At 69.2% G+C, this 22,848-nt stretch carries 24 protein-coding genes; 12 read left to right on the top strand and 12 right to left on the bottom strand.

The window, feature by feature from the left end; all coding sequences use genetic code 11:
* Positions 1 to 126 precede the first annotated feature (126 nt).
* Positions 127 to 771, top strand: coding sequence for a hypothetical protein (locus tag ASG70_RS08855; RefSeq protein ID WP_056883474.1), 645 nt, complete (start codon positions 127 to 129; stop codon positions 769 to 771).
* On the opposite strand, the gene rsgA is transcribed toward ASG70_RS08855, so the two are convergent.
* From rsgA to ASG70_RS08870, 3 genes are read right to left on the bottom strand one after another with little or no spacing between them, the layout of a single operon-like run.
* Positions 693 to 1,730: a ribosome small subunit-dependent GTPase A gene (gene rsgA, locus ASG70_RS08860; RefSeq protein WP_056884093.1), complete on the bottom strand. Its 1,038-nt coding sequence runs from the start codon at positions 1,728 to 1,730 to the stop codon at positions 693 to 695. The two genes, ASG70_RS08855 and rsgA, sit on opposite strands and share 79 nt — an antisense overlap.
* A complete protein-coding gene (gene aroA / locus ASG70_RS08865) occupies positions 1,727 to 3,079 on the bottom strand; it encodes a 3-phosphoshikimate 1-carboxyvinyltransferase (RefSeq protein ID WP_056883475.1) in 1,353 nt (450 codons plus the stop codon). The genes rsgA and aroA overlap by 4 nt, the downstream gene beginning before the upstream one ends.
* A complete protein-coding gene (locus ASG70_RS08870; RefSeq protein WP_056883476.1) occupies positions 3,066 to 3,638 on the bottom strand; it encodes a DoxX family protein in 573 nt (190 codons plus the stop codon). The genes aroA and ASG70_RS08870 overlap by 14 nt, the downstream gene beginning before the upstream one ends.
* Positions 3,639 to 3,746: 108 nt before the next feature.
* Between ASG70_RS08870 and ASG70_RS08875 the strand changes: the two genes are divergently transcribed.
* The 4 genes from ASG70_RS08875 to rsrA all read left to right on the top strand — a co-directional run bounded on the left by ASG70_RS08875 (position 3,747) and on the right by rsrA (position 6,423).
* Positions 3,747 to 4,649: an SOS response-associated peptidase gene (locus tag ASG70_RS08875; RefSeq protein WP_056884094.1), complete on the top strand. Its 903-nt coding sequence runs from the start codon at positions 3,747 to 3,749 to the stop codon at positions 4,647 to 4,649.
* Complete coding sequence (locus ASG70_RS08880; protein ID WP_235531417.1) at positions 4,646 to 5,311, top strand: alpha/beta family hydrolase; 666 nt, start codon at positions 4,646 to 4,648, stop codon at positions 5,309 to 5,311. The genes ASG70_RS08875 and ASG70_RS08880 overlap by 4 nt, the downstream gene beginning before the upstream one ends.
* Before the next feature lie 207 nt (positions 5,312 to 5,518).
* The gene (locus ASG70_RS08885) at positions 5,519 to 6,142 is read left to right on the top strand and encodes a sigma-70 family RNA polymerase sigma factor (protein WP_056884096.1); all 624 of its coding nucleotides are present in this window, start codon (positions 5,519 to 5,521) and stop codon (positions 6,140 to 6,142) included.
* Positions 6,139 to 6,423 carry a mycothiol system anti-sigma-R factor gene (gene rsrA, locus ASG70_RS08890; protein ID WP_056883477.1) on the top strand — a complete coding sequence of 95 codons (285 nt, stop codon included), beginning with the start codon at positions 6,139 to 6,141 and terminating at the stop codon, positions 6,421 to 6,423. The genes ASG70_RS08885 and rsrA overlap by 4 nt, the downstream gene beginning before the upstream one ends.
* Positions 6,424 to 6,526: 103 nt before the next feature.
* Here rsrA and ASG70_RS20355 read toward each other — a convergent pair whose 3' ends face one another.
* Positions 6,527 to 6,601, bottom strand: coding sequence for a 50S ribosomal protein bL37 (locus ASG70_RS20355; protein ID WP_369791897.1), 75 nt, complete (start codon positions 6,599 to 6,601; stop codon positions 6,527 to 6,529).
* A gap of 469 nt (positions 6,602 to 7,070) precedes the next feature.
* Here ASG70_RS20355 and ASG70_RS08895 point away from each other — a divergent pair, with 469 nt between their 5' ends.
* Together ASG70_RS08895 and ASG70_RS08900 are read left to right on the top strand one after the other, a co-directional pair.
* Positions 7,071 to 8,570: an HD-GYP domain-containing protein gene (locus ASG70_RS08895; RefSeq protein ID WP_056883478.1), complete on the top strand. Its 1,500-nt coding sequence runs from the start codon at positions 7,071 to 7,073 to the stop codon at positions 8,568 to 8,570.
* A complete protein-coding gene (locus tag ASG70_RS08900) occupies positions 8,567 to 9,874 on the top strand; it encodes an HD-GYP domain-containing protein (RefSeq protein WP_156399903.1) in 1,308 nt (435 codons plus the stop codon). The genes ASG70_RS08895 and ASG70_RS08900 overlap by 4 nt, the downstream gene beginning before the upstream one ends.
* Positions 9,875 to 9,964: 90 nt before the next feature.
* Here ASG70_RS08900 and mctP read toward each other — a convergent pair whose 3' ends face one another.
* The 3 genes from mctP to ASG70_RS08915 all read right to left on the bottom strand — a co-directional run bounded on the left by mctP (position 9,965) and on the right by ASG70_RS08915 (position 13,822).
* On the bottom strand, positions 9,965 to 11,641 hold the full coding sequence (gene mctP / locus ASG70_RS08905) for a monocarboxylate uptake permease MctP (protein ID WP_082590379.1): 1,677 nt from the start codon (positions 11,639 to 11,641) through the stop codon (positions 9,965 to 9,967).
* Positions 11,638 to 11,934 carry a DUF3311 domain-containing protein gene (locus tag ASG70_RS08910; protein WP_235531418.1) on the bottom strand — a complete coding sequence of 99 codons (297 nt, stop codon included), beginning with the start codon at positions 11,932 to 11,934 and terminating at the stop codon, positions 11,638 to 11,640. Before ASG70_RS08910 ends, mctP begins: the two co-directional genes overlap by 4 nt.
* A 166-nt stretch (positions 11,935 to 12,100) precedes the next feature.
* Entirely contained in the window at positions 12,101 to 13,822 is a 1,722-nt protein-coding gene (locus tag ASG70_RS08915; RefSeq protein ID WP_156399904.1) for a hypothetical protein, read from the bottom strand.
* Positions 13,823 to 14,147: 325 nt separating this feature from the next.
* On the opposite strand from ASG70_RS08915, the gene ASG70_RS08920 reads away from it, so the two are divergent.
* Positions 14,148 to 14,315, top strand: a complete 168-nt coding sequence (locus tag ASG70_RS08920) for a Flp family type IVb pilin (protein ID WP_056883481.1) — start codon at positions 14,148 to 14,150, stop codon at positions 14,313 to 14,315.
* 65 nt (positions 14,316 to 14,380) lie between these two features.
* Here the strand turns inward: ASG70_RS08920 and sodN are convergent, their stop codons facing one another.
* From sodN to ASG70_RS08945, 5 genes are read right to left on the bottom strand one after another with little or no spacing between them, the layout of a single operon-like run.
* Complete coding sequence (gene sodN, locus ASG70_RS08925) at positions 14,381 to 14,779, bottom strand: superoxide dismutase, Ni (protein ID WP_056883482.1); 399 nt, start codon at positions 14,777 to 14,779, stop codon at positions 14,381 to 14,383.
* Between the two features lie 43 nt (positions 14,780 to 14,822).
* A complete protein-coding gene (locus ASG70_RS08930) occupies positions 14,823 to 15,206 on the bottom strand; it encodes a S24/S26 family peptidase (protein WP_056883483.1) in 384 nt (127 codons plus the stop codon).
* A complete protein-coding gene (locus tag ASG70_RS08935; RefSeq protein WP_056883484.1) occupies positions 15,206 to 15,997 on the bottom strand; it encodes an amino acid ABC transporter ATP-binding protein in 792 nt (263 codons plus the stop codon). The genes ASG70_RS08930 and ASG70_RS08935 overlap by 1 nt, the downstream gene beginning before the upstream one ends.
* The gene (locus ASG70_RS08940; protein ID WP_056883485.1) at positions 15,997 to 16,962 is read right to left on the bottom strand and encodes an amino acid ABC transporter permease; all 966 of its coding nucleotides are present in this window, start codon (positions 16,960 to 16,962) and stop codon (positions 15,997 to 15,999) included. The genes ASG70_RS08935 and ASG70_RS08940 overlap by 1 nt, the downstream gene beginning before the upstream one ends.
* A gap of 33 nt (positions 16,963 to 16,995) precedes the next feature.
* Positions 16,996 to 17,913, bottom strand: coding sequence for an ABC transporter substrate-binding protein (locus tag ASG70_RS08945; RefSeq protein ID WP_056883486.1), 918 nt, complete (start codon positions 17,911 to 17,913; stop codon positions 16,996 to 16,998).
* Between the two features lie 272 nt (positions 17,914 to 18,185).
* Here ASG70_RS08945 and ASG70_RS08950 point away from each other — a divergent pair, with 272 nt between their 5' ends.
* The 4 genes from ASG70_RS08950 to ASG70_RS19500 all read left to right on the top strand — a co-directional run bounded on the left by ASG70_RS08950 (position 18,186) and on the right by ASG70_RS19500 (position 22,843).
* Positions 18,186 to 19,355, top strand: a complete 1,170-nt coding sequence (locus ASG70_RS08950) for an NADP-dependent malic enzyme (protein WP_056883487.1) — start codon at positions 18,186 to 18,188, stop codon at positions 19,353 to 19,355.
* 112 nt (positions 19,356 to 19,467) lie between these two features.
* Positions 19,468 to 20,397: an NAD-dependent epimerase/dehydratase family protein gene (locus ASG70_RS08955; RefSeq protein WP_056883488.1), complete on the top strand. Its 930-nt coding sequence runs from the start codon at positions 19,468 to 19,470 to the stop codon at positions 20,395 to 20,397.
* On the top strand, positions 20,394 to 21,656 hold the full coding sequence (locus ASG70_RS08960) for a nucleotide sugar dehydrogenase (RefSeq protein ID WP_056883489.1): 1,263 nt from the start codon (positions 20,394 to 20,396) through the stop codon (positions 21,654 to 21,656). The genes ASG70_RS08955 and ASG70_RS08960 overlap by 4 nt, the downstream gene beginning before the upstream one ends.
* Positions 21,657 to 22,249: 593 nt before the next feature.
* Entirely contained in the window at positions 22,250 to 22,843 is a 594-nt protein-coding gene (locus ASG70_RS19500; RefSeq protein WP_162253899.1) for a glycosyltransferase, read from the top strand.
* Positions 22,844 to 22,848: the final 5 nt, after the last annotated feature.

Consider the following 22,848-nt stretch of genomic DNA (forward strand, 5'->3'; position numbering starts at 1 on the left):
CCTGGGGCGCTGCCGGGTGACATCTCAGGGGCACGAATCTGCGTCGGCTCGCGGTGTCACCCGCGGGGCCGGCAGCCCCGTCTGTCTGTGGTGTCAGCACCATCGCGCCACACCCAAGGAGACCTCATGGACATCACCCGCACCTCACCCCGATGGCGGAGCGCGCGACACGCCCGCGAGCTCGGCCCGAGCGCGGCGCGGGCGGCGGTGGTCGGCGCCGCGCTCGGAGGGCTGTGGGGTGCCGCAGCACGGGTCTGGATGAGGCTCGTGTCGACGACGCCCGAGTTCAGCTGGGTGGGGTCGCTGGCGATCGTCGCGCTGGCCGCCGTCCTCGGCGCGGGTGTCGGGGCCTCCGCGGCGGCCAGGTCACGCACGGGCTGGCGCCGGGTGGCCCGGCTGGCGGTGGTGCCAGGCATGGTGATCTTCGCCGGCCAGGGGATCCCGTTCCTGGCGGCCTTCGTCGTGGGCGGCCTGCTGCTGCGCCGCCGGCACGTCGTCGCCCGTCTGGCGACCATCGTCGTCGTCGCCGGGCCGGCGGTCCTGCTGTGGTGGTCCGAGCGGCTCGACGAGTACACGATGCTCTCGGCACCCGTGCGGGTGCAGGTGTCGATGCTCGTCGGGTTCCCGCTGCTGGCAACGGTTCTCGCCTTCGCGGGCGACCTCGTCTGGGGTCGTCGCGCAGCGGTTGGGCGTCAGTCGGCCTCGCCGGACCGGGCCCGGAGCAGCCTCCTCAGCGACTCGAGCCTGGAGGCGCCAGCAGGTCCGGCCTGACCGGAGGCCACCCACTCGTCGAGGCCGCACTCCTCCTCGTCGTGGCTGCATCCCCGGGGGCACTGGCTGGTGCCGGCCTCGAGGTCGGGGAAGAGCTGGATGATCCGGCCGAGGTCGACGTGGGCCAGGCCGAACGAGCGCACGCCGGGGGTGTCGATGACCCATCCCTCGTCACCGGGCAGCCGCAGGGCGACGGCCGAGGAGGAGGTGTGCCGGCCACGGCCGGTGACGTCGTTGACGATGCCGGTCGCGCGGTGGGCGTCGGGCACCAGGCCGTTGACGAGCGTCGACTTGCCGACACCGGAGTGCCCGACGAGGACGCTGACCCGGCCCGCGAGGCGCTCGGTCAGGGCCTCGAGGCCGTCGAACCCCGACTCTCCCGTGGAGGTCACGACGGCCGGGACGTTGAGCGGGGCGTAGCTACCGAGGAAGGCCGCGGGGTCCTTGAGGTCCGCCTTGGTGAGCACGAGCAGCGGGTCGAGCCCCGCGTCGTACGCGGCGACGAGGCAGCGGTCGATCAGCCGGGGGCGGGGTTCGGGGTTGGCCAGCGCGGAGACGATGACCAGCTGGTCGGCGTTGGCCACGATGACGCGCTCGACGGGGTCGGTGTCGTCGGCGCTGCGGCGCAGGACCGACCGCCGCGGGGTGAGGCGGACGATGCGGGCGAGGCCGTCGGGGTTGCCGCTGGTGTCGCCGACGAGCTCGACGTCGTCGCCGACGACGATGCCCTTGCGGCCGAGCTCGCGTGCCTTCATGGCGGTCACGAGCCGCTCGGGGGCCGCCTTGCGTCCCGGACCCCGGGGGACCAGAACGTGGTAGCGACCCCGGTCGACGGCGATCACGAAGCCCGACACGGCGTCCTCGTGGGCCGGGCGGTCCTTGGACCGTGGGCGGGAGCCGCGACGGCTGGGTCGGACGCGGACGTCGCTCTCGTCGTAGTCGGAGGCCTTGCGGCTCATGCGGTCGCTGCGCTCGTCCCGGGCGCGACGAGCCCGTGCCACAGGTCGACGAACTCGGGCAGCGTCTTGGCGACGGTTGCGGCATCCTCGACGCGGAGGCCGGGGACGCCGAGGCCGAGGACCGCGCCCGCCATCACCATGCGGTGGTCGGCGTAGGTGTGGAAGAGCCCTGCCCGCAACGGTTTCGGCTCGATGCGCAGGCCGTCCTCGGTCTCGGTGACGGAGGTGCCGAGGGCGCCCAGCTCGCGCGCCAGCGCCGCCAGCCGGTCGGTCTCGTGACCCCGGATGTGCGCCACGCCGCGGATGACTGTGGGGGAGTCCGCGAGCGCCGCGACGGCGGCGACGACCGGGGTCAGCTCGGAGGCGTCGTGCAGGTCGGCGTCGATGCCGGAGACCTGGCCCGTGCCCCTGACGGTGAGCCCCTCGCGGGTGAGCGAGACGTCGGCACCCATGGCGTCGAGGATGTCGCGGATCGCGTCGCCGGCCTGGGTGGTGTGGTGCGGCCACCCGGGCACGGTGACCCGACCGGCGGTCACGAGTCCTGCTGCGAGGAAGGGTGCGGCGTTGGACAGGTCGGGCTCGACCTGGACGTCGAGCGCGTTGACCTCGGAGGGCTCGACCCGCCAGGTGTCCGGTTCGCTGTCGTCGACCACGACGCCGGAGTCGCGCAGCGTCTCGACGGTCATCTCGATGTGCGGCTCGCTGGGGACCGGCTTGCCGCGGTGGTGGACGGTCACACCCTCGTCGTAGCGGGCACCCGCGAGCAGGAGCGCGGAGATGAACTGCGATGAGGCCGAGGCGTCGAGGGTGACGGCGCCCCCGCGGACGTGACCCTGCCCCCTCACGGTGAAGGGCAGCGTGCCCCGGCCGCCGTCGTCGAGGTCGACCCCGAGGGCGCGCAGTGCGTCGAGCACCGGGCCCATGGGCCGCACCCTGGCCTGCGCGTCGCCGTCGAAGTCGACGGTGCCCGAGGCGAGCGCAGCGACGGGCGGGAGGAAGCGCATCACCGTGCCGGCGAGGCCGCAGTCGACGGCGCCGCCGCCGCGCAGCGACGCGGGGGTGACGAGCCAGTCGGGGCGCAGTCCCGGGTGGGTGGTGGTGTCCTCGACGCCGGCCCCGAGCTGACGCAGGGCCTGGGCCATGAGGAGGGTGTCGCGCGAGTGCAGCGGGCGGCGCAGGAGCGACGGGCCGTTGGCCAGGGCAGCGAGGACCAGGAAGCGGTTGGTCAGCGACTTGCTGCCGGGGAGGTGGACCTCGTCGTCGACGGGACGGTCGGCGGACGGGGCGTGCCAGTCACCCTCGACGACCTGCGGGGGACGAGCGGGATGCGCGGGATCAGGTGAGGGCATCGTGGGCCTGGGTCGCGACGAGCCTGGCCTCGCGCCGAGCTGCCTTCGTCGCCATCTTCGCCTCGCGCCGAGCCGCGGCCGTCGCGTGCTTCGCCTCGCGCTTGGTGCGCTTCGCGGCCCGCCGTGCGGAGTCCGTCGCGAGCCCGGCTCGGTAGGCCAGCCCGGGCTTGCCCTCGGTGTCGACGCTGGCGAGCAGCAGGCCGCCGAGGAGGCCGACGTTCTTGAGGAACCCGATGCGCTGGACGTTGCGCGTCGTGGGGTCGCTCTCCTCCCAGAACCGGTGTCCCACATACGTCGTCGGCACCAGCGAACCGACCAGCGCGAGCGCCGCCAGGCGCGGCACGCGACCGGTGGCGAGCAGCGCCCCGCCGCCGACCATGGTGGCGCCGTTGGCGCGCACCAGGAGCTCGGGGTCGTTGGGCAGCCCGAGGGGGGCGACCTGCTCGGCGAAGGGCGCGACCTTCGCCTTGAGCGCTGCGGGGTGCCGGAGCTGCTCGAGGCCCTGGACGACGAAGATCGCGGCCAGCATCGGTCGGGCCACGCGGCGGACGAGGGTCATGGTCACTCCTGCTGGTCGCTGCTGGGACGGGCGGTGCGCGAGGCGCGGGGCCTGCGCGTCCCTTCCTACCGTATGGCCGGGTCCACGTCGCTGCGTACCCTGTCCACCATGTGCGGACGGTATGCGGCGACTGCCAACCCCGACGAGCTCGTCGAGGAGTTCGAGGTCGAGCAGGACCGCACCGCCGACCCGGTCCGCACCGTCCTGAAGAACCCGCAGAGCCCTCCCGCCGGCACCCCTGACTGGAACCTCGCGCCCAGCAAGCTGGCCCCGGTCGTGCTGTCCCGGGTCCCCCGTGGGGAGGCGAGCGCCGAGCAGGCTGCCGGCCGCGCCGGGGGTGCTTCGGAGGGTGCTGCGGAGGGCGCCCCGGCCGACGGTGTGCGCCAGCTGCGGCTCCTCACCTGGGGCCTGGTGCCGAGCTGGGCCAAGGACGTCAAGGTCGGGATGCGCATGATCAACGCCCGCGCCGAGTCGGTGCTGGAGAAGGGCAGCTTCGCGAAGGCGGCGAAGTCCCGTCGGTGCCTGGTGCCGGCACAGGGCTGGTACGAGTGGCAGAAGTCGCCGGTCGCGGTCGATGCCAAGGGCAAGCCGCGCAAGCAGCCGTTCTTCATCCACCGGGCCGACGGCGACGTCGTCGCCTTCGCCGGTCTCTACGAGTTCTGGCGTGACCGCGCGATCCCCGACGCCGACGACCCGCAGGCCTGGCTGACGTCGTTCACCATCGTGACCACCGACGCCGAGCCCGGGCTGGACCGCATCCACGACCGCCAGCCGCTCGTCCTGGAGCGGGAGGACTGGGCCACGTGGCTCGACCCGACCATGACCGACCTCGACGAGGTCGGGCGGATGCTGGCGTTCCACCAGCCTGGCCGGTTCGACGCGCACCCGGTCGGCACGGCCGTCTCCTCCAACCGCAGCAACGGTCCCCAGCTCGTCGAGCCTGCCGGGCCCGACGAGCTGGAGGGAGTGGTCGACCCGATGACCGGGGAGATCGTCGGCGGCTCGTCGTGACCGCGGACCTGCCCCGCCCGACGCGGGTCCTCGACGTGGAGACGCCCCACGGCACCGCCCGCGCCACGGTCCACCGCCCCCGCAGGGCGCACGCCACGCTGGTCCTCGGGCATGGCGCCGGTGGCCACGGGTGGACCGGCGACGTGGTCGCCGTGACCCGGGAGATGACGGGGCTCGGCTGGGCCGTGGTCCTCGTCGACCAGCCCTGGCGGCTCAAGGGACTCAAGGTGGCGAGCCGGCCGCCGACGCTCGACGAGGCGTGGCTGCCGGTGGTCGGGGCGCTCATGGGCGGCCGGGCTGCCCTGCCGCGTCCCCTCGTCGTCGGCGGACGCAGCGCCGGCGCCCGCGTCGCCTGCCGCACCGCCCAGGCCGTCGGCGCCGACGCCGTGCTGTGCCTCAGCTTCCCCCTGCACCCGCCCGGGGCGCCGGAGAGGTCCCGCGCCGACGAGCTGCGGCTGCCCGTGGCCGCGGGCCTGCCCCTGCACGTCGTCCAGGGCGTGCGTGACCCGTTCGGGACCCCGGAGGAGGTGCGCGCGGAGCTGCCCACGCCTGACCTGGTCTCGGCGGCCAAGGGCACCCACAGCTTCGGCCGTGAGCCGGCCGACGTCGTGGCGGCGACGCGCCACTTCCTGGAGCGGGTCGCGGGTGACCACCGGGAATGACCCCGTCGCGGCGTCGGTTGAACCGAGGGAACCCCGTACCCCAGCACAGGAGCCCCGCACGTGCCACTGCTGACCGCCCTGCCGTCCGAGGGCAGCACCTCCGTGGCTCCGGGCTCGCGCCCGCCGGCCGGTGGTCGGGTCGTGCTCGGCCTGTCCGCCACGACCGACGAGCCTGACCGCGCCGAGCGCGGGCTAGGCTGGAGGGTGATGACTGAGACCCCTGCCCCCGACGCGAGCGTCGACGTGGCCACCGAGTCGAGGGATGACCGGCAGGCCCGCTTCGAGCGCGAGGCGATGCCCCTGCTCGACCAGCTGTACTCGGCGGCGCTGCGCACCACGCGCAACCCCGCCGACGCCGAGGACCTGGTGCAGGAGACCTACACCAAGGCCTTCGCCGCGTTCCACCAGTACCGGCCGGGTACGAACTTCAAGGCGTGGATGTACCGCATCCTCACCAACACCTACATCAACAGCTACCGCAAGAAGCAGCGCGAGCCGCTGCAGTCCGACGCTGCGGAGATCGAGGACTACCAGCTCGCCCGGGCTGAGTCCCACTCCTCCGCGGGCCTGCGCTCGGCCGAGACCGAGGCGCTGGACCACCTCCCCGACACCGAGGTGAAGCGGGCGCTGCAGGCGCTGCCGGAGGACTTCCGCATGGCGGTCTACCTCGCCGACGTCGAGGGCTTCGCCTACAAGGAGATCGCCGAGATCATGGAGACGCCGATCGGCACCGTGATGTCCCGGCTGCACCGAGGCAGGCGTCAGCTGCGTGAGCTGCTGACCGAGTATGCCGCCGAGCGCGGCTTCGCGACCCAGGGAGCGGACTCATGAAGTGTGGACCTGACTCCGGACAGGGCGACGCCGCCGGGACGGACTGCTCGGAGGTGCTGCACCGCGTCTACGAGTACCTCGACGGCGAGATGACCCGTGACGACACGGCCAAGATCGCCCACCACCTCGAGGCCTGCTCACCCTGCCTCAAGCAGTACGACCTCGACCAGGCGCTCAAGGCGCTGGTGAAGAGGTCGTGCGCCTGCGAGGAGGCCCCCGTCGAGCTGCGGACGCAGATCATGGCCCGGATCACCACGATCCGCTACGAGATCTCCGAGTAGGGAGCGCTCGCAGCCCCGCTGCAGGCGTCACCCCCAGCACGCAGAGAGCGGCGGCCGGATCCACAAGGGATCTGGCCGCCGCTCTCGTGCATCGTGCGCTGGCTCAGGCGTTGGGCTTGCGACCGTGGTTGGCCGCGTTGCCCTTGCGCGAGCGGCGCTTGCGGGCGCGCTTGCTCATGGGAGTCACTCCGTCGGTGGTGGTGTGGCGCGAAAAAGCGCCCTGCCGGTGGCCATTCTCTCACAGCCGGCGGGTGCTCCGGTCCGTCACGGGGCTTACGACCTGGTCAGCCGACAAAAGGGCAACCATAGGTCGGAGAGGACCTTCAAGATTTGGCAAAGAACGCCTTGGTCCGCAAGCGGGCGGTCCGGTGGGGGGCCATCATAGTCCTGCAACCACGTAGCACCCCTGGCTACCCGGTGCATTGACCGCTCGATTGGTCCGAACGGATGAGTAGGACCTCATACGAGCAGAAGGAGTTTCCCGCCATGAAGGCTATCACCACCATCTTCGAGTCCATCCTCGGCAACGACGACTCCCTCGTGTGGACCCCCAACGACGGCCCGAGCGACTTCTCCGCGCAGCGCGCCTGGGGCTGGACCAGCTGAACCCGCGCCGCACCGGCAATCCCGGGGCCTAGATTGGTGTCGTGAGCACCGACCACCCCGGGCACCCCACCCGCGCACGCCGAAGTGACGGCGGGACCGTGCTCTACGTGGCCTTCGCGGTCACAGTCGCGGTCGCCCTGGTCGTCGCTGGCATGTTCACCACGGGCCAGCCGCGCAGCTGGCTGGCGGTAGCGGTCCTGTCGGGTCTCGGCATCGCGAGCTGGATGCTTCGCGGCGCCAACGTGGGCGAGCGGGTCACCCTCTCGTTCCTCAGCATCATCCTCCTCGCGGCCGCCGTCATCGGTGGCCCCGTCGGGGCAGCAGTGGTCGGGGGACTGGCCACCATCGTGCAGGTCGATCCAGAGAAGCTGATCGTCCGCATCTTCAACGTCGCCCTCTTCAGCAGCATGGGTTCGCTCGGAGGGCTCGTCTACCTCGGGGTCGGTGGCCTCGACGAGGCGTCGACCATGACCTCCGCGGCGCGGATCCTGCTCGGCGTCGGGCTCCCGCTCATCGTCACCGACATCGCACAGTGCCTGCTCAACGCCCTGCTCCTCGCGGGGGTGCTCCGGGTCGCCACGGGCAGCCCGATCCGCACGCAGGTCTACAAGCTGCTCAGCACCACCGGCCTGGCCTACATCGGCTACGGCGTGATCGGCTTCCTCTTCGTCGTGCTGTGGATCCCCGCACGCGTGGGGTGGTTCAGTGCCGTCCTCGTGCTCGCGCCGCTGTTCGTGGCCCGCTGGGCGTTCGTCCAGTACGGCGACGAGTTCCGCGCCCACGAGAGCACCCTGCGTGCCCTGGTCACCGCCGTGGAGACCAAGGAGCCGCACAACGCCGGCCACAGCGAGCGCGTGGCCCAGCTGAGCGCGTGGCTCGTGGAGAGCCTGGGGTTGGGGCACAAGGAGATCCAGGACGTCCGCACCGCCGGCATGCTCCACGACGTGGGCAAGCTCGGGGTGCCGACCCGCCTCCTGCGTGCCCGGCGCGAGCTGACCGACGACGACCTCGTCACCATCGCCGACCACGCCCTGGCGGGCGTCCGGATGGTGCAGGACATCGACTTCCTCTCGGGGTCCGTGGACGGCATCGCCCACCACCACGAGCGGTTCGACGGCCTCGGCTACCCCGCCGGGCTGGCCGGCGAGCAGATCCCGTTCTCTGCGCGGGTCGTGGCGGTCGCCGACGTGTTCGACGGGTTGACCACCTCTCGCGCCTACCGTCCCGCGCTGTCGGTCACCGAGGCGCTGGACGTCATGAACCAGCGGGCCGGCACGCAGTTCGACCCCGTGGTCGTCGAGGCGCTCGGCCGTGCGCTGGCCCGCCACGAGTGGAGGCCCACCGTGCGCACCGACGAGGAGCTCATGGCTGCCGGGGTGGCGATCGACCACGACGAGCCCGAGACCTCGGACCTGCTGGCCGCCCGGCCGGACCTGCGCCGCCGGATCGAGGGTGCACCACAGCGCGGTCTCGAGTCGGTGACGGCTGCGCAGGGCCGTCAGGCCGCGGTGGACGTCGACGCAGTGGAGGGGCTCAGGTGAGCCGGGTGCACATCCGCCGTGTCGACCTCACGGTGCCCGTCGTCGTCGCCGGGATCGTCACCACGCTGGCCAGCTTCTGGACCGCCATCGACGACGTGCCGCACCTCGGCAGGGGTGACCTCGTCTACCTCTTGGTCTTCCTCGTGGCGATCGCGCTGGGGGAGACCGCGCGGCTGACGATCCTCACCGGTCGCGAGACGGCCCCGATGTCGACCGCGGCGGCCCTGGGCCTGTCGCTGTCGGCGGTGCGCGGTCCCGGCGAGGATCCGATGGGCGCTGCGGTCATCGTGTCCACGATCTGCCTCGGCATGGTCGCCGGCACCGTGTTCCTGCGCGTGGTCAACGGCAGCGTGCGTTGGGCCGACACTGCCGCCCGCATCGTGGGTGCCGCGGTGGCGCCGTTGATCTACCGTCACGCGACGTTCGACGGCCGGACCCTGCTGTCCTGGCAGGAGACGTGGGACGACCTGCGGTGGTTCGTCGGGGTGGTGATGCTGCTCGTGGGCATCGTCGCGATGCTGGTCGACCTCACCCTCGAGGCGGCGGTCCGCGCCGGCCGCGACCACGCGCCGCTCGTGCCCGCTGTCCTCGACGAGATCCGTTCTGCTGCAGGGCTGGCCACCGCCCTGGTCGCGTCGGGTGCGCTCATCGCCCTGGCTGAGTTCGCGATCGGCGTCACCGCCCTGCCGCTGTTCCTCTTCCCCCTCGTCCTCACCTACTTCGCCGTCCAGCGCTACGCCACCATCCGCATGACCTACCGCCAGACCATCGGTGCCCTCTCGAGCCTCACCGAGCTGGCCGGGTACACCGGCACCCACCACGCGCAGCGCGTCACCGACACCTCCGTCGCGGTCGGCCGTGACCTCGGGATGGGCCAGCGCGAGCTGACCGACCTCGAGTACGCAGCGTTGCTGCACGACCTGGGCCAGATCGCCCTGCGTGAGCCCATCCCTGCCGGGGCGACGGTGATGGCGGCGCCGGCCGACCAGCAGCGCATCGCCCACGACGGCGCCGAGATCGTCCGCAGCACCGGGGTGCTCGACAACGTCGCCACGATCCTGGAGGCGCAGACGACGCCCTACCGGCAGGTGCGCGAGTTCGGCCAGGACCTGCCGATGGCGAGCAGGATCATCAAGGTGGCCAACGCCTACGACGACCTCGTCGGGGCCGGCGGCGCCCACGACGAGCGGGCGATGGAGCGCATCCACCTCGGCCTGGGCTACGAGTACGACCCCCGAGTGGTGGACTCGTTGACCCGGGTCCTCGAGCGGCGCCGGCGCGCCGGCGCCTCGGGCCCCGGCTGACCGGCCGACGCGGCGCGGGTACGACGAAGGGGCGGTGCAGGGACCAGGTCCCTGCACCGCCCCTCCACGTGGGCGTCGTAGTCGGCGCCGCTACGGCGTACCGGTGGTGAGGTGGGCGTCCATGCCGAGGTTCTTCTCGACGCGGGGGTCGCCCGCGTCGGCGAAGTAGTCGCCCTTGATGGTCTCGTCGTGACCCGCGTCGACCTTCATCGCGTTGAACACGAACGACAGGACGGCGGCGATGACCAGGTTGATGACGAAGGCGGTCATGCCGATGTAGCCCATCTTGCCGATCGTCGGGATCATGTCGAGCGAGCCGCCGAAGTGGCCCTTGGTGGCGGGGTTGATGACGTTGTAGGCGGTGACGGTGCCGTAGACCATGCCGATGGCCCAGCCGACGAGCAGGGCCCAGCGGTGGAACCAGCGGGTATAGAGGCCGAACACGATCGCCGGGAACGTCTGCAGGATCCAGATGCCACCGAGCAGCTGGAAGTTGATGGCGTTCTGCTTGTCGAGCGTGAGGACGAAGACCAGCGCGAACGCCTTGACCAGCAGGGAGACGAGCTTGCCGATCTTCGCCTCCTGCGCATGCGTCGCGTCGGGCTTGATGAAGTCGCGGTAGATGTTGCGGGTGAAGGTGTTTGCCGCGGCAATGGACATGATGGCGGCAGGGACGAGCGCCCCGATCGCCACGGCGGCGAAGGCCACCCCGGCGAACCAGCTCGGGAACATGTCCTCGAACAGTTGGGGGATGACCAGCTGGGCGTTCGGCTTCCCGTCCAGGCCGATCGGCTTGGTGCCGGCGGCGATCGCCACCCATCCGAGCAGGGCCAGCAGGCCGAGCACGAACGAGTAGGCGGGCAGGATCGAGGCGTTGCGCCGGATCGTGTTGCGGCTCGAGCTCGACAGGGTCGCCGTGATCGAGTGCGGGTACATGAACAGCGCGAGCGCCGAGCCGAACGCCAGGGTCGCGTAGGCCCAGTACTGCTGGCTGTTCGGGATGAACGCACCGGTGGGCTTGGAGGTCACCGGGTTGGGCTTGGCCATCTTCCCCTCGGCCGCGCTGAACACGTGGTCCCAACCGCCGACCTTGGACGGCAGGTAGATGACGGCGACGATGATCACGAGGTAGATCAGCGCGTCCTTGACGAACGCGATGACCGCCGGGGCGCGCAGGCCGCTGGAGTAGGTGTAGGCGGCCAGCAGGGCGAACGCGATGAACAGCGGCAGGTCCTTGGCGAGGGCGTTGCTGCCCCCGACGCCGGCGACCTCGAGCACCGCCTGGATGCCGACGAGCTGCAGCGCGATGTAGGGCATCGTCGCGAGGATGCCGGTGATCGACACCGCGAGCGACAGCCCGCGCGATCCGTAGCGGCCCTTGACGAAGTCGGCCGGGGTCACGTAGCCGTGCCGGTGGCTGACCGACCAGAGCCGCGCCATGAAGATGAAGATGATCGGGTAGAGCACGATCGTGTAGGGCACGGCGAAGAAGCCGCTGACCGCGCCGAGGGCGAACATCGCCGCCGGGACCGCGACGAACGTGTACGCCGTGTAGAGGTCACCGCCGAGCAGGAACCAGGTGACCCAGGTGCCGAAGCGGCGGCCGCCGAGGCCCCACTCGTCGAGCGACTCCATCGAGTCGGCCCGGCGCCACCGGGTGGCCCAGAAGCCCATGCCGGTGACGAGGGCGAAGAGCAGGATGAGGACGGTGAGGGCGACGCCGTTGACGCCGCCGGTGCCCGTCGCGGCGGGGACCATGGTGTTCATCGGGTGTGCCCCTCACGCTGGGTGCCGGTGCGGCCGTCGGTCATGGGGCGGTGCGGCCGGGCGCGCAGGACGAGCCGGTAGGCGGTGTAGGTCAACGCCGAGCACAGGAAGACCCAGAGGAACTGGTACCAGATGAAGAACGGGAATCCCCACAGGACGGGGTCCTTGCGGGAGTAGCTGCTCACCCACAGCAGGGCGATCATCGGCAGTGCCAGCAGGACGCCGGCGACGGCCAACAGGCCCTTGTTGGCGGGTGGGACGGTGTCGTGGTCGACGTCGCTGTCGATGCTCACCTTGGCCTCCAGATGATGAGTTGGTGACTGCGAGGTGGCAGTCCGGTGTGCACGGTACGCCCGACTCGCGGGTAACCGTGGGAGGTCACAGGCGTCACATTGGTAACAGGTTGACGGTGGCCGCGAGCGCGTAGAGCACCCGCGGCCACCGTCACTCAGCTGCTGGTCACTGGGCCCGGCAGGGGTTGGCGAGGTCGCCGCTGTTGAAGTTGTTGAAGCGCGTGGAGGTGGTGAAGCCGGGCATGGGGTAGACCGTCTTGAGCAGGGGCCCGTACTCGCTCGTCGAGGTGCCCCCGAACGTCCTGGTGGTGCCGGGGATGAAGCGCCCGCCCTCCTGCCAGGTGCACGTGCCGTGGTCCTGCGTCGTGGTGAAGATCGGGTAGAACTGCGCCCCTCGCGGCGGGTTCACGCAGTTCGCTCCGGTCGTCCGGTCGCAGAAGGGGGCGGCGTCCTGCGAGTCCGCGGCCTCGATGCGGGGCAGGTCGGTCTCGAAGGCGACCTTGGAGTAGTTCGTCGAGCCGGTGGTCACTGGGCTCGTGAACATCAGGGGTGAGGGGTGCAGCGCCTGGTCGCGGGCGACGTCACGCAGCGTGCCAGGCCAGTCGTTGCGGTAGGACTGGCTGTCGAAGTCCTCGTCCGAGCTCAGGCACCCGTTGATCTTGACCAGCGTGGAGTCCTCCGCGGGGACGCAGAAGCTATTGTCGTCGTCCTCGTCCAGCCCGGAGGCGTCCTGGCTGCCCGGCTTGGTGCAGTTGAAGTTCGTGTCGATCGCCAGGCAGTTCTCGAAGTGGCCGATCTCGTCGGACATGGCCACGTTGTAGGTGTGCGCCGACCAGGTGTTGCCGCGCGGGTTGCCCGTGGAGTACTCGGGGTGGAACGCGTAGGGCGCCATCTGGCACGTCGTCGAGGTGGGCGTGTAGAGGATGTGGCCGAACCCGTTTGCCTTCGAGGCGGTCATCGACCCGTGCTGTCCGGTGGTCAGGTCGCCCAGGTCGATCCGCAGGCCGGCGGTCGTGTCGTGCATGTGGATCCGGACCCGGTCGCCGGGGTTCATGAAGAGGTCCTTGGCCGCGTTCGGGGTCACCGCGCTCAGGTCCGGGTTGTCGAAGGTGCCGGTGAACAGCGGGTTTGCCGGCGCCTGCGAGCGACCGCTCCTGGTGATGTAGGCCCAGTTGATCGGCTCGATGCCACCGAGGATGTAGTTGTCGCAGGCGGCCGTGTTGGCGACACCGGTGTTCTGGTTGCTGACGAAGCTGTCGATCGTCATGGCTGCGCAGTACTGGTGGGCCGTGCACCCGAAGCCCTCGAACTGCGGCACGTAGCCGGGGCCGTAGAACTGCAGCTCCATGTAGGCGTTGCCGGGGTGCTTGCCGATGTAGTCGGCCGCCGTCGGGTTGGTGCCGACCAGGTCGTTGGCGTCGGAGTCCGGGGTGCAGGTCTTGGTGTACTCCGGTGCGGACTCGGTGTCGCAGAGCGTCAGGCCGAACCAGAAGGTGGGCCGAAGCTGGAAGTTCCAGGTGGTCCCCGAGGCCCCGGAGGCGGTGGGCTGCTTCTTCGGGTCGCGGGGGAGGGTGACGGTGTAGGTGATGTCGTTGCCGGAGCCCCGGACCCCGGACTTGAACAGCACGGACGGCTCGTCGTGGCCGACGTACTCGTCGGAGGGGTTGTCGAAGGTGTCGGCGCACAGGGACGAACGGGCCTGGCAGATCGGCTCGTGGTACGTCGAGGAGGTGCTGGCAGAGGTGCCGGCGGTGGAGCCGGCAACGATCGTCCGGGTGGAGGCGCTGGTGTGCGCCGTGGCGCCGGCGGCTGCCACCACGGGCAGCATCGGCGCCGAGAGGCCCAGCAGGGTGGCTGCGCCGAGGGCGAGGAGAGTTGGTCGTGTCACGAGCGTGCCCCTTGTGCGAGCTGGCAGCCTGGGCCCAGCCGTGCCGGGGCGCTGCTGCGCGCCCCCGTCCGCCCCCTTCGCGGACCCAGGGTGTGCCGTGGATCCCGATACTTCGTGCAGACGCCGGGAGGTGCGGACAACCGGCGTCGTGTCGCCTGCAACCGACGACTCTACGCGCGTGCCGCAAGCACCCACAAGGAACAGGTAGTCCCTTCGTGCAACCAGTCCACCGCAACGGAGGATGGGCGCCCCTCCCCATCCCTGCGAGGCTCCACGCGGGGGCCGCTGGGCCCGCAGCTCAATGCAGGGGAAACCGGAGGTTCACATGACCAAGTACATCGCCAAGTTCCAGTCGAAGATGAACGAGCGCGGCGCCACCGCCGTGGAGTACGGCCTCATGGTCGCCCTCATCGCCATCGTCATCATCGTCGCCGTCTCCCTCCTGGGTGGCAACCTCTCCGGCCTGTTCAACCAGGTCGCCGGCAGCGTCTGAGCCACGCACACGCAAGCGCCCGCCCCGGTGATCCGGGGCGGGCGCTTGCGTGTGGAGCCGAAAGCCTACGCGGCCTTGGTCTCCTTGAAGATCGCGTCGATCTCGTCGATCTTGGCGAGCAGCTCGTCGGCCTTGCCGGCGTCGAGCTCGCCCTTGGTGCCCGTGGCGCCGGCCAGCTTCGTGGCCTCGTTGAAGAGGGTGTGCAGCTGGGGGTACTTCTCGAAGTGCGGGGCCTTGAAGTAGTCGGTCCACAGCACCCACAGGTGGTGCTTGACCAGCTCGGAGCGCTGCTCCTTGATGAGGATCGCCCGGGTGCGGAAGTCGGGGTCGTCGTTGTCGGCCACCTTGGCGATGATCGCCTTGATGGACTGCGCCTCGATGCGGGCCTGTGCGGGGTCGTACACACCGCAGGGCAGGTCGCAGTGGGCGCTGACCTCGGTGGTGCGGAAGATGCGGGAGAGCATGCGTATCCCTTCTGCGAGATGGATGATCACGTGCTCGCTCAACCTACCCCGCGTCCGCCCCGGGTGCACCACGCCCCCTGCGTGACCCCGGCAGGCGCAGGCGCTGCGGTATGCGGAAGAGCACCAGGGCGCGGATCTGGTCACGAGCGAGCGAGCCGATGCCGTGCGTCCACGAGTCGGCGACACCGAGCAGGCCCTGGTTGTCGCTCTCGACCCAGTAACGGGTGCGGTCCGCGGGATCGCGCATGGTCACGCGCTTGATGGCGAGCGGGCGGGGTACGCCGTCGTCGTCAGGGGGGAGGCGCACGATGGCGAGCCGGCCCAAGCGGGGTGGAGCCCCGCGCAGCACGACCATCCGGTCGCCGGTGTGCAGGGTGGGCTCCATCGAGCGCCCCCGGACCACGACGACCCCGAGGCCCACCGCCATCAGTGCTGCTCCTCCTGGCGCATCCGGCTGAGGAAGGTCCGGGTGCGCTGGTGCTCGGGGTTGTCGATGACCTCGGACGGGGGACCCTGCTCGACGACGACGCCCCCGTCCATGAAGACGACCCGGTCGGCCACGTCACGGGCGAAGCCCATCTCGTGGGTCACGACGATCATCGTCATGCCGCCCTTGGCGAGGTCGCGCATGACCCGCAGCACCTCGCCGACGAGCTCGGGGTCGAGCGCCGAGGTGGGCTCGTCGAAGAGCATCAGCTTGGGCTCCATCGCCAGCGCGCGGGCGATCGCGACGCGCTGCTGCTGGCCGCCGGAGAGCTGGGCAGGGTAGGCCGTGCACTTGTCGGCGAGCCCGACGCTGCCGAGCAGCTCGAGGGCCCGCTCCTTGACCTGCGACTTGCGCCCGCCCTTCACCTGGATCGGGGCCTCCATGACGTTCTGGAGCGCGGTCATGTGTGGGAACAGGTTGAAGCGCTGGAACACCATGCCGATGTCGCGTCGCTGGGCCGCCACCTGCTTGTCGGTGAGGTGGTGCAGCGTGCCACCGCGGTCGTCGAAGCCCATGAGGTCACCGTCGACCCAGATGCGGCCGCCGTCGATGGTCTCGAGCTGGTTGATGCAGCGCAGGAACGTCGTCTTGCCCGAGCCCGAGGGCCCGAGCAGGCACACGACCTCGCCCTTGCGCACGTCCATGTCGATGCCCTTGAGGACCTCGTTGCCGTGGAAGGCCTTGGTGACGTTGACGGCGTGCACCAGCGGCTGGGTGGTCTCGTTCGCCATCACAGGCCTCCTCCGCCGCCGCGCAGGGCCAGCATCCGGGCCTTGAAGGCTCCGGGACCACTGCTCGAGGTCACGCCGAAGCCGCGGCCGAAACGCTTCTCGAGGAAGGACTGGCCCACCATGAGGACGCTGCACACGATGAGGTACCACGCGGTGGCCGCGACGTAGGTCGGCATGATCTTCAGCGTCCGCGAGCCGATGACCGACACCTGGTAGAAGAGCTCGGTGTTGACCGGGAGCGCGATGAGCAGGGACGTGTCCTTCACCATGGCGATGGTCTCGTTGCCGGTCGGCGGGATGATGACGCGCATCGCCTGGGGCAGGACCACGCGGCGCATCGTCTTGCCGGACGACATGCCGAGCGCCTGCGCGGCCTCGCGCTGGCCGACGTCGACGGACTGGATGCCCGAGCGGGCGATCTCCGCCATGTAGGCGGCCTCGGACAGCCCCAGCCCGATGACGCCCATGGCCAGGGTGCTGCTGAACTGGTTGACGTCGAGGGTGAGGAACGTCAGGTCGCTGGACAGCCCCAGGGCGTGCGCGATCTGCTTCCCGAAGGGCGCCCCGATGTCGAAGGTGCTGTAGAGGTAGCCCAGACCGGTGCCGAGGATCGTCAGCAGCACGTAGCGGGGGATGGCCCGGAAGAACCACGTGTAGACGAAGGAGACGCCTCGCAGCACGGGGTTGGTCGACAGGCGCATGATGCCGATGACGACCCCCACCACGACGCCGATGACCATCGAGCCGATCGTCCCGATGATGGTGCCGAACATGAGGCCGCGCAGGACGGGGTTGAAGTTCATCACCCGCAGCGCGAACGGGAAGTCCCAGCGCGGGTTGGTGACGAACGAGCTGACCATCATCGCCAGGAGGACGGCGATCACCGCGACCGCCACCCACCGGCCCGGGTGGGGGACCGGCCGGGCGGAGATGCGCCCCGGCCGGTCCTGGGTGTCTTCAGACATGGGAGCCTCGGATCCGGAGGTGCTCAGCGCCGGTCAGGGATTGACGGCGAAGTCGGTGATGGCGCCGGTGTCGTTGCCCCACTTGCTCAGGATGGCCTTGTAGCTGCCGTCGGTGCCCATCGCCTTGAGGGCGTCGGCGATCGCCTGGGCGAAGTCGGTCTCGCTCTTGGGGACGACGAAGCCGTAGGGGGCGGCGTCGTAGATGTCGCCGAGCGCCTCGAGCTGGCCGCCCGTCTGCTTCACGGCGTAGAGGCCGACGGGGGAGTCGGCGAGCATGGCGTCCGACTTGCCCGAGATGACGCTCGCAGTGACCTTGCTCTGGTCGGCGTCGATGATCTGCTTGATCGCTGGCTTGCCCGCAGCGGTGCACTTCTTGGACCGGGCGGTGAGGTCGTCGATCTGCACGGTGCCCTTCTGGACGCCGATGTTGAGGCCGCAGGCGTTGTCCGGGTCGACCTTCTTGGGGTTGCCCTTCTTGACGGCCCACTGGGTGCCGGCGTTGAAGTAGCTCACCATGTTGACGCTCTTCTTGCGCTCGTCGTTGATGGTGAACGAGGAGACCCCGACGTCGTACTTGCTGGAGGTGACACCGAGGATGATCGTGTCGAAGCCGGCGTTCTTGAACTCCGCCTTGAGGCCGAGCTTGGCCGCAACGGCGTTGAACAGGTCGACGTCCATGCCGACCACGGTCTTGCCGTCGGTGTCGATGAACTCGTTGGGGGCGTAGGAGGCGTCGGAGCCCACGACGATCGTGCCGGCGTCCTTGATCTTCTGGGGGACCTTGGCCGCCAGGGCGGGGTCGACCGACTGGCTGGTCGAGGACGAGCTGGAGCTCGACGAGCTCGAGGAGGACGTGCTGTCAAGTGAGTCCGAGCCGCACGCGGAGAGGGCCAGGCCCGCCGTGGCGAGCCCGGCGACGAGGACGGCAGTGGGACGGAGACGCTGGGTCATTACGGGGTGATTCCTTCCTCAGGTGGTGCGTTTTCGCGGCGACGGGTCCGCCGTGGGGGCTTGCTCGGCATCCTGCCACCTGCCGACGCGATCCGTGTCACAGTCGCGTCACGAGGGTGTCGGTCGCCGGACCGCGTGTGCCACGATGAAACCCGCGGGTAACCCCCGCGACTGTGCGTTTGATTGGCCACACCCCGGCCCGACTGACCGTCCGGCTGCGTCGGCTGTGCCCCACGCATCTCCTCCCTCTCTCCTCTGAGGTGAATTCCTCCATGTCTGCGAATGCAGCAACCCCCGCCTACCCGACCCACGACCCGTCCGACCCGGTCTTCCTCGCCCACGAGGGGGGCAAGCTCGGGGTGCACGCCACCTCGCCCCTACGCGACCGCGCCGACCTCGCCCTCCTGTACACGCCGGGGGTGGCCGACGTGTGCCGCGCCATCGCCCTCGAGCCGGCGCTCGCGGCCCGGTACACGTCGCGTCGCAACACCGTGGCGGTCGTCACCGACGGCACCGCCGTCCTCGGCCTCGGCGACATCGGGCCGCTGGCCGCCATGCCGGTCATGGAGGGCAAGGCGGTGCTGTTCAAGCACTTCGGCGGGGTGGACGCCGTGCCGGTGTGCATGGAGACCGGCACCGTCGACGAGCTCGTCGAGGCCATCGCGCGCATCGCCCCGACGTATGGCGGGATCAACCTTGAGGACATCTCCGCGCCGCGGTGCTTCGAAATCGAGCGCCGGCTTCAGGAGCGGCTGGACATCCCGGTCTTCCACGACGACCAGCACGGCACCGCAATCGTGGTGCTCGCCGGCCTCATCAACGCCGCGCGCGTCGTCGGTCGGCCGCTGGAGTCCCTGCGGGTCGTCGTCGCTGGGGCAGGGGCGGCCGGGGTGGCGGTCACCAAGCTCCTGGCGCGGGCCGGTGTCGCCGACCTCGTGGTCTGCGACTCCCGCGGGATCATTGCCCCCTCGCGAGCGGACCTCGCCGACCACAAGCGGCGCTTGGCGGCGACGACCAACCCGCGCGGCCTCACCGGCGCGCTCGGGGACGCCCTCGTGGACGCCGATGTCTACATCGGCCTCTCCGGGGGGAGCGTGCCCGAGGCGGAGATCGCCCGGATGGCGCCGGACTGCATCATCTTCGCGCTGGCCAACCCCGACCCGGAGGTGCACCCGGAGCTGGCTGCCAGGTATGCCGCGGTGGTCGCCACCGGGCGCTCGGACTTCCCCAACCAGATCAACAACGTGCTGGCGTTCCCCGGGATCTTTCGAGGCGTCCTCGACTCGGGGGCGCCACAGGTCAGCGAGCAGATGAAGCTCGCCGCCGCCCAGGCGATTGCGTCACTGGTGCCCGAGCCGACGGCGCGGGAGATCGTGCCCAGCGTGTTCGACGGGCGGGTCTGCAACACCGTCGCTCGGGCTCTCGCGGAGCTGCGTCTTTGAGGCCGAGGCCTTCGTAGATTCGTCCGAACGGATGAGACAGGACGACGGCTGGCGGTCCCTGAGGCTGTAGAGTGCGGGGCGTTTGCGGGCTTTCTACAGCAGTGGGGATTTTGTGCGTCTTTTGATCACCGGCGGTGCCGGTTTCATCGGCTCCAACCTGGCGCGCCTGGCGCTTCAGCAGGGGCACCAGGTCAACGTCATCGACGACCTCTCCACAGGGTATGAGGAGAACCTCGAGGGGCTGGACGTCACCTTTGTCAGGGGAACAATTCTCGACGAAGAGGCGATGGGATCCGCCCTGGAGGGTGTTGAGTCCGTGGTCCACCTCGCGGCGCTCGGGAGCGTGCCGCGCAGCATCAAGGACCCCGTGGCAACCCACGCGGCGAATGCCACAGGGACGCTCAGCGTTCTGGAGGCCGCTCGGGCCGCCGGCGTCAACCACGTGATTGTGGCGTCGTCATCCTCGGTCTATGGGCTCAACCCCGCACTCCCGAAGAGCGAGCGCGAGTGGGTGCGTCCGATGAGCCCCTATGCAGTGACCAAGCTGGCGACCGAGCAGTACCCGCTGTCCTACCAGCAGTCCTACGGCATGCGCACCGTGGCCTTCCGCTTCTTCAACGTCTTCGGCCCACGCCAGAAGGCGGGGCACGTCTACGCGGCGGTGATTCCGGTCTTCGTCGATGCGCTCCTCGCGGGTGCGCCTCTACCAGTGAATGGCGACGGGTCGAATTCCCGTGACTTCACGTTCGTGGGGACCGTCTGTCGTGTTTTGCTCGACGCCGCGGAACGTCGCCTCTCGCACCCGGAGCCGGTGAATCTGGCCTTCGGCACGAACACGACGCTGATGCAGCTCATCGAGAAGATCGAGGTGACGGCTGGTCTGAAGGCCGAGGTCCTTCACCGCGAGCCGCGCCCGGGGGACGTGAAGCACTCGCAGGCGGACAACGCCGTTCTTCGCTCACTCTTTCCTGACGTCGACCCCATGTCGCTCGAGCAGGGCCTTTCCGAAACGATTGCATGGTTCAAGGAGATCCAGTCATGAAGACCCTCGTAGTCATTGGGCAGGGGTACGTCGGTCTTCCGATGGCGCTGCGCGCCGCCGAAGAAGGCATGTCGGTCGTCGGGCTCGACACCAACGCCAAGGTCGTGGACAACCTGAACGCAGGTGTGTCGCACATCGACGACATCTCCGACGATGAGCTCAAGTCGGGTCTTAAGGCCGGATATCTGGCGTCCACCGATGCCTCGTGCATTGCGGACGCTGACGTCGTCGTGGTGTGCGTCCCGACGCCGCTCAGCGCAGACGGCGGCCCGGATCTGCGTCCCGTCGAGGCGGCAGCGGGTGCTATCGGGGAGCACCTGACGCCGGGCACTCTCTGCATCCTGGAGTCGACGACCTACCCGGGGACCACCGAAGAGGTCTTTGCCCCTCTTGTCTGCCGTGACCAGTTCAAGGTGGGGGAGGACGTCAACATCGCTTTCTCGCCGGAGCGGATCGACCCTGGCAACGAGAAGTTCGGGGTCAAGAACACGCCCAAGGTCGTCGGAGGCATCACGCCCGAGTGCACGCGTCTTGCCAAGGAGTTCTACAGCCAGTTCATCGACACGGTTGTCGAGGCCAAGGGCGCCAAGGAAGCTGAGATGGCCAAGCTGCTGGAGAACACCTTCCGGCACGTGAACATAGCGTTGGTCAACGAGATGGTCCGGTTCTCCGACGAGCTCGACATCGACTTGTGGAACGCTATCGACTGCGCTGAGACGAAGCCCTTCGGCTTCATGGCCTTCCGGCCGGGCCCTGGCGTAGGCGGTCACTGCATTCCCGTCGACCCCTCCTACCTCAGCCACCGTGTGAAGGCCAAGCTGGGTTACGCCTTCCGCATGGTCGAGTTGGCTGAAGAGATCAACGACGCTGCCCCGAACTACGTGGCAACGCGCGTATGGGCGCTTCTCAACCAAGGCCGTAAATCGGTCAACGGGGCGAAGGTTTTGCTCGTCGGAGTGACCTACAAGCCGAACATCTCGGACTGCCGTGAAAGTCCCGCTGACCCCTTGGCAGCTCGCCTATTGGCTTGGGGAGCGGACGTCAGCTACTTCGATCCCTTCGTGCCTAAGTGGCATCCACACGGCGTTGACGTGGTGCTGGAAAGCGTAGAGGAGCTTTATGACACAGCGGAGGGGGCGGATATCGTCGTTCTCCTCCAGCCCCATGCGGTAATTGATCTGTCTAGGCTTGGAACCATCGCCACTGCGATTCTCGATACTCGTGGGATCATGAGCGGCAACTCCGTAGAGGCCCTATGATCTCGCGGATCGCTCACAGTGTCTGATCGGAACTCGCGGGGCCCTGCATTTTGGGCAAGACCCCGGCTGCGCAGGCTTCGGGCGGAGGAAGTGCGCCCCGTCATATGGAGGTGATCCGCGGCCTGGGGCTAGGTGGCGCCGAGGCCCTGCTGACTCAAAGACTCGTGCGGGAGGTGGCGGACGGCACCAGCAGTGATCGCACTGTTGTGAACACGGCTCCGCACGAGGCACATTACGAGAGTCAGCTTCAGCGTCACGGCTTGAGGGTGTTATCGACATCCTCCAATTTGTTCATCGGTGGAGTCCAGGCGGTCGTAATTGTGAGGAGAAGTGCCTCCACGCTTCCAATCGTCGTCCACTCTCCGGGCCCTGCCTTCTTTTTGAAACTCGCCTGGGCGGCGGGTTTGGTCCGCAGCCCAATTGTTCAGGTCATTCACACGTCGCGTTGGAGAGCTGCCTACAGGGTCGCGGCACGACTGAGTGACAGGTTCGCGGCTGGAGCTATCTGCGTGGGGCGGGAAGTCCAAAGCGCACCCACCAGTCGAAACTTCCGGCGGACTGTCGTCGTCCATGGTGGCGTCGACGTGGACGCAATGGTGAAATTCATCCGTGCAAAGCCTGACTTCAAGCGCGACTTTCGAGCAACTCTCGGTCTAGATGATGCGACACCGCTCCTTTGTGCAGTTGGCACTCTGACGGAGAACAAGGGACACCTGAACCTCGTCAAGGCGCTTGCTGTGAGCAATACCGCCGCCCATCTCGTTATCGCCGGAGACGGGCCGATGAGGGCAACCATTGAGGCCGCCATCGATGAACTCGGTTTGAAGTCTCGCGTCCACCTCATGGGACGGGTGTCGCCTGGTTGGACGGTCATGACGGCGAGCGATGCCCTATGCCATGCTTCCTTGCGCGAAGGACTGCCGGTGGTTCTGATGGAAGCCCAGGCTTTGGGACTTCCCATCATTGCCACCGCCTTCGCAGGGGCAGCGGAGGCGCGGGACGTGGGCGACGGCCGAATAGAAATTGTTCCTGTCGGTGACACTGACGCGTTAGCTGACGCCATTAGTCGCGTGTCCAGGCTTGGCGAAGCGAATCATGCATTGCTTCAACTCTCGACGACATATTGGTCCGTCTCGCGTTACGCTGCCGAGTTCGCGTCTGCCGTAACAGCGCTTACCCACCCATAACATCG

The organism is Phycicoccus sp. Soil748 (assembly GCF_001428025.1).
Lineage (GTDB): Bacteria > Actinomycetota > Actinomycetes > Actinomycetales > Dermatophilaceae > Pedococcus.

Coding starts and splice junctions, on each gene's coding strand:
- ASG70_RS08855 (WP_056883474.1), top strand. CDS start 127: ATGGACATCACCCGCACCTCACCCCGATGGCGGAGCGCGCGACACGCC.
- rsgA (WP_056884093.1), bottom strand. CDS start 1,730: ATGAGCCGCAAGGCCTCCGACTACGACGAGAGCGACGTCCGCGTCCGA.
- aroA (WP_056883475.1), bottom strand. CDS start 3,079: ATGCCCTCACCTGATCCCGCGCATCCCGCTCGTCCCCCGCAGGTCGTC.
- ASG70_RS08870 (WP_056883476.1), bottom strand. CDS start 3,638: ATGACCCTCGTCCGCCGCGTGGCCCGACCGATGCTGGCCGCGATCTTC.
- ASG70_RS08875 (WP_056884094.1), top strand. CDS start 3,747: ATGTGCGGACGGTATGCGGCGACTGCCAACCCCGACGAGCTCGTCGAG.
- ASG70_RS08885 (WP_056884096.1), top strand. CDS start 5,519: ATGACTGAGACCCCTGCCCCCGACGCGAGCGTCGACGTGGCCACCGAG.
- rsrA (WP_056883477.1), top strand. CDS start 6,139: ATGAAGTGTGGACCTGACTCCGGACAGGGCGACGCCGCCGGGACGGAC.
- mctP (WP_082590379.1), bottom strand. CDS start 11,641: ATGAACACCATGGTCCCCGCCGCGACGGGCACCGGCGGCGTCAACGGC.
- ASG70_RS08920 (WP_056883481.1), top strand. CDS start 14,148: ATGACCAAGTACATCGCCAAGTTCCAGTCGAAGATGAACGAGCGCGGC.
- sodN (WP_056883482.1), bottom strand. CDS start 14,779: ATGCTCTCCCGCATCTTCCGCACCACCGAGGTCAGCGCCCACTGCGAC.
- ASG70_RS08930 (WP_056883483.1), bottom strand. CDS start 15,206: ATGGCGGTGGGCCTCGGGGTCGTCGTGGTCCGGGGGCGCTCGATGGAG.
- ASG70_RS08935 (WP_056883484.1), bottom strand. CDS start 15,997: ATGGCGAACGAGACCACCCAGCCGCTGGTGCACGCCGTCAACGTCACC.
- ASG70_RS08940 (WP_056883485.1), bottom strand. CDS start 16,962: ATGTCTGAAGACACCCAGGACCGGCCGGGGCGCATCTCCGCCCGGCCG.
- ASG70_RS08945 (WP_056883486.1), bottom strand. CDS start 17,913: ATGACCCAGCGTCTCCGTCCCACTGCCGTCCTCGTCGCCGGGCTCGCC.
- ASG70_RS08950 (WP_056883487.1), top strand. CDS start 18,186: ATGTCTGCGAATGCAGCAACCCCCGCCTACCCGACCCACGACCCGTCC.
- ASG70_RS08960 (WP_056883489.1), top strand. CDS start 20,394: ATGAAGACCCTCGTAGTCATTGGGCAGGGGTACGTCGGTCTTCCGATG.
- ASG70_RS19500 (WP_162253899.1), top strand. CDS start 22,250: ATGGTGAAATTCATCCGTGCAAAGCCTGACTTCAAGCGCGACTTTCGA.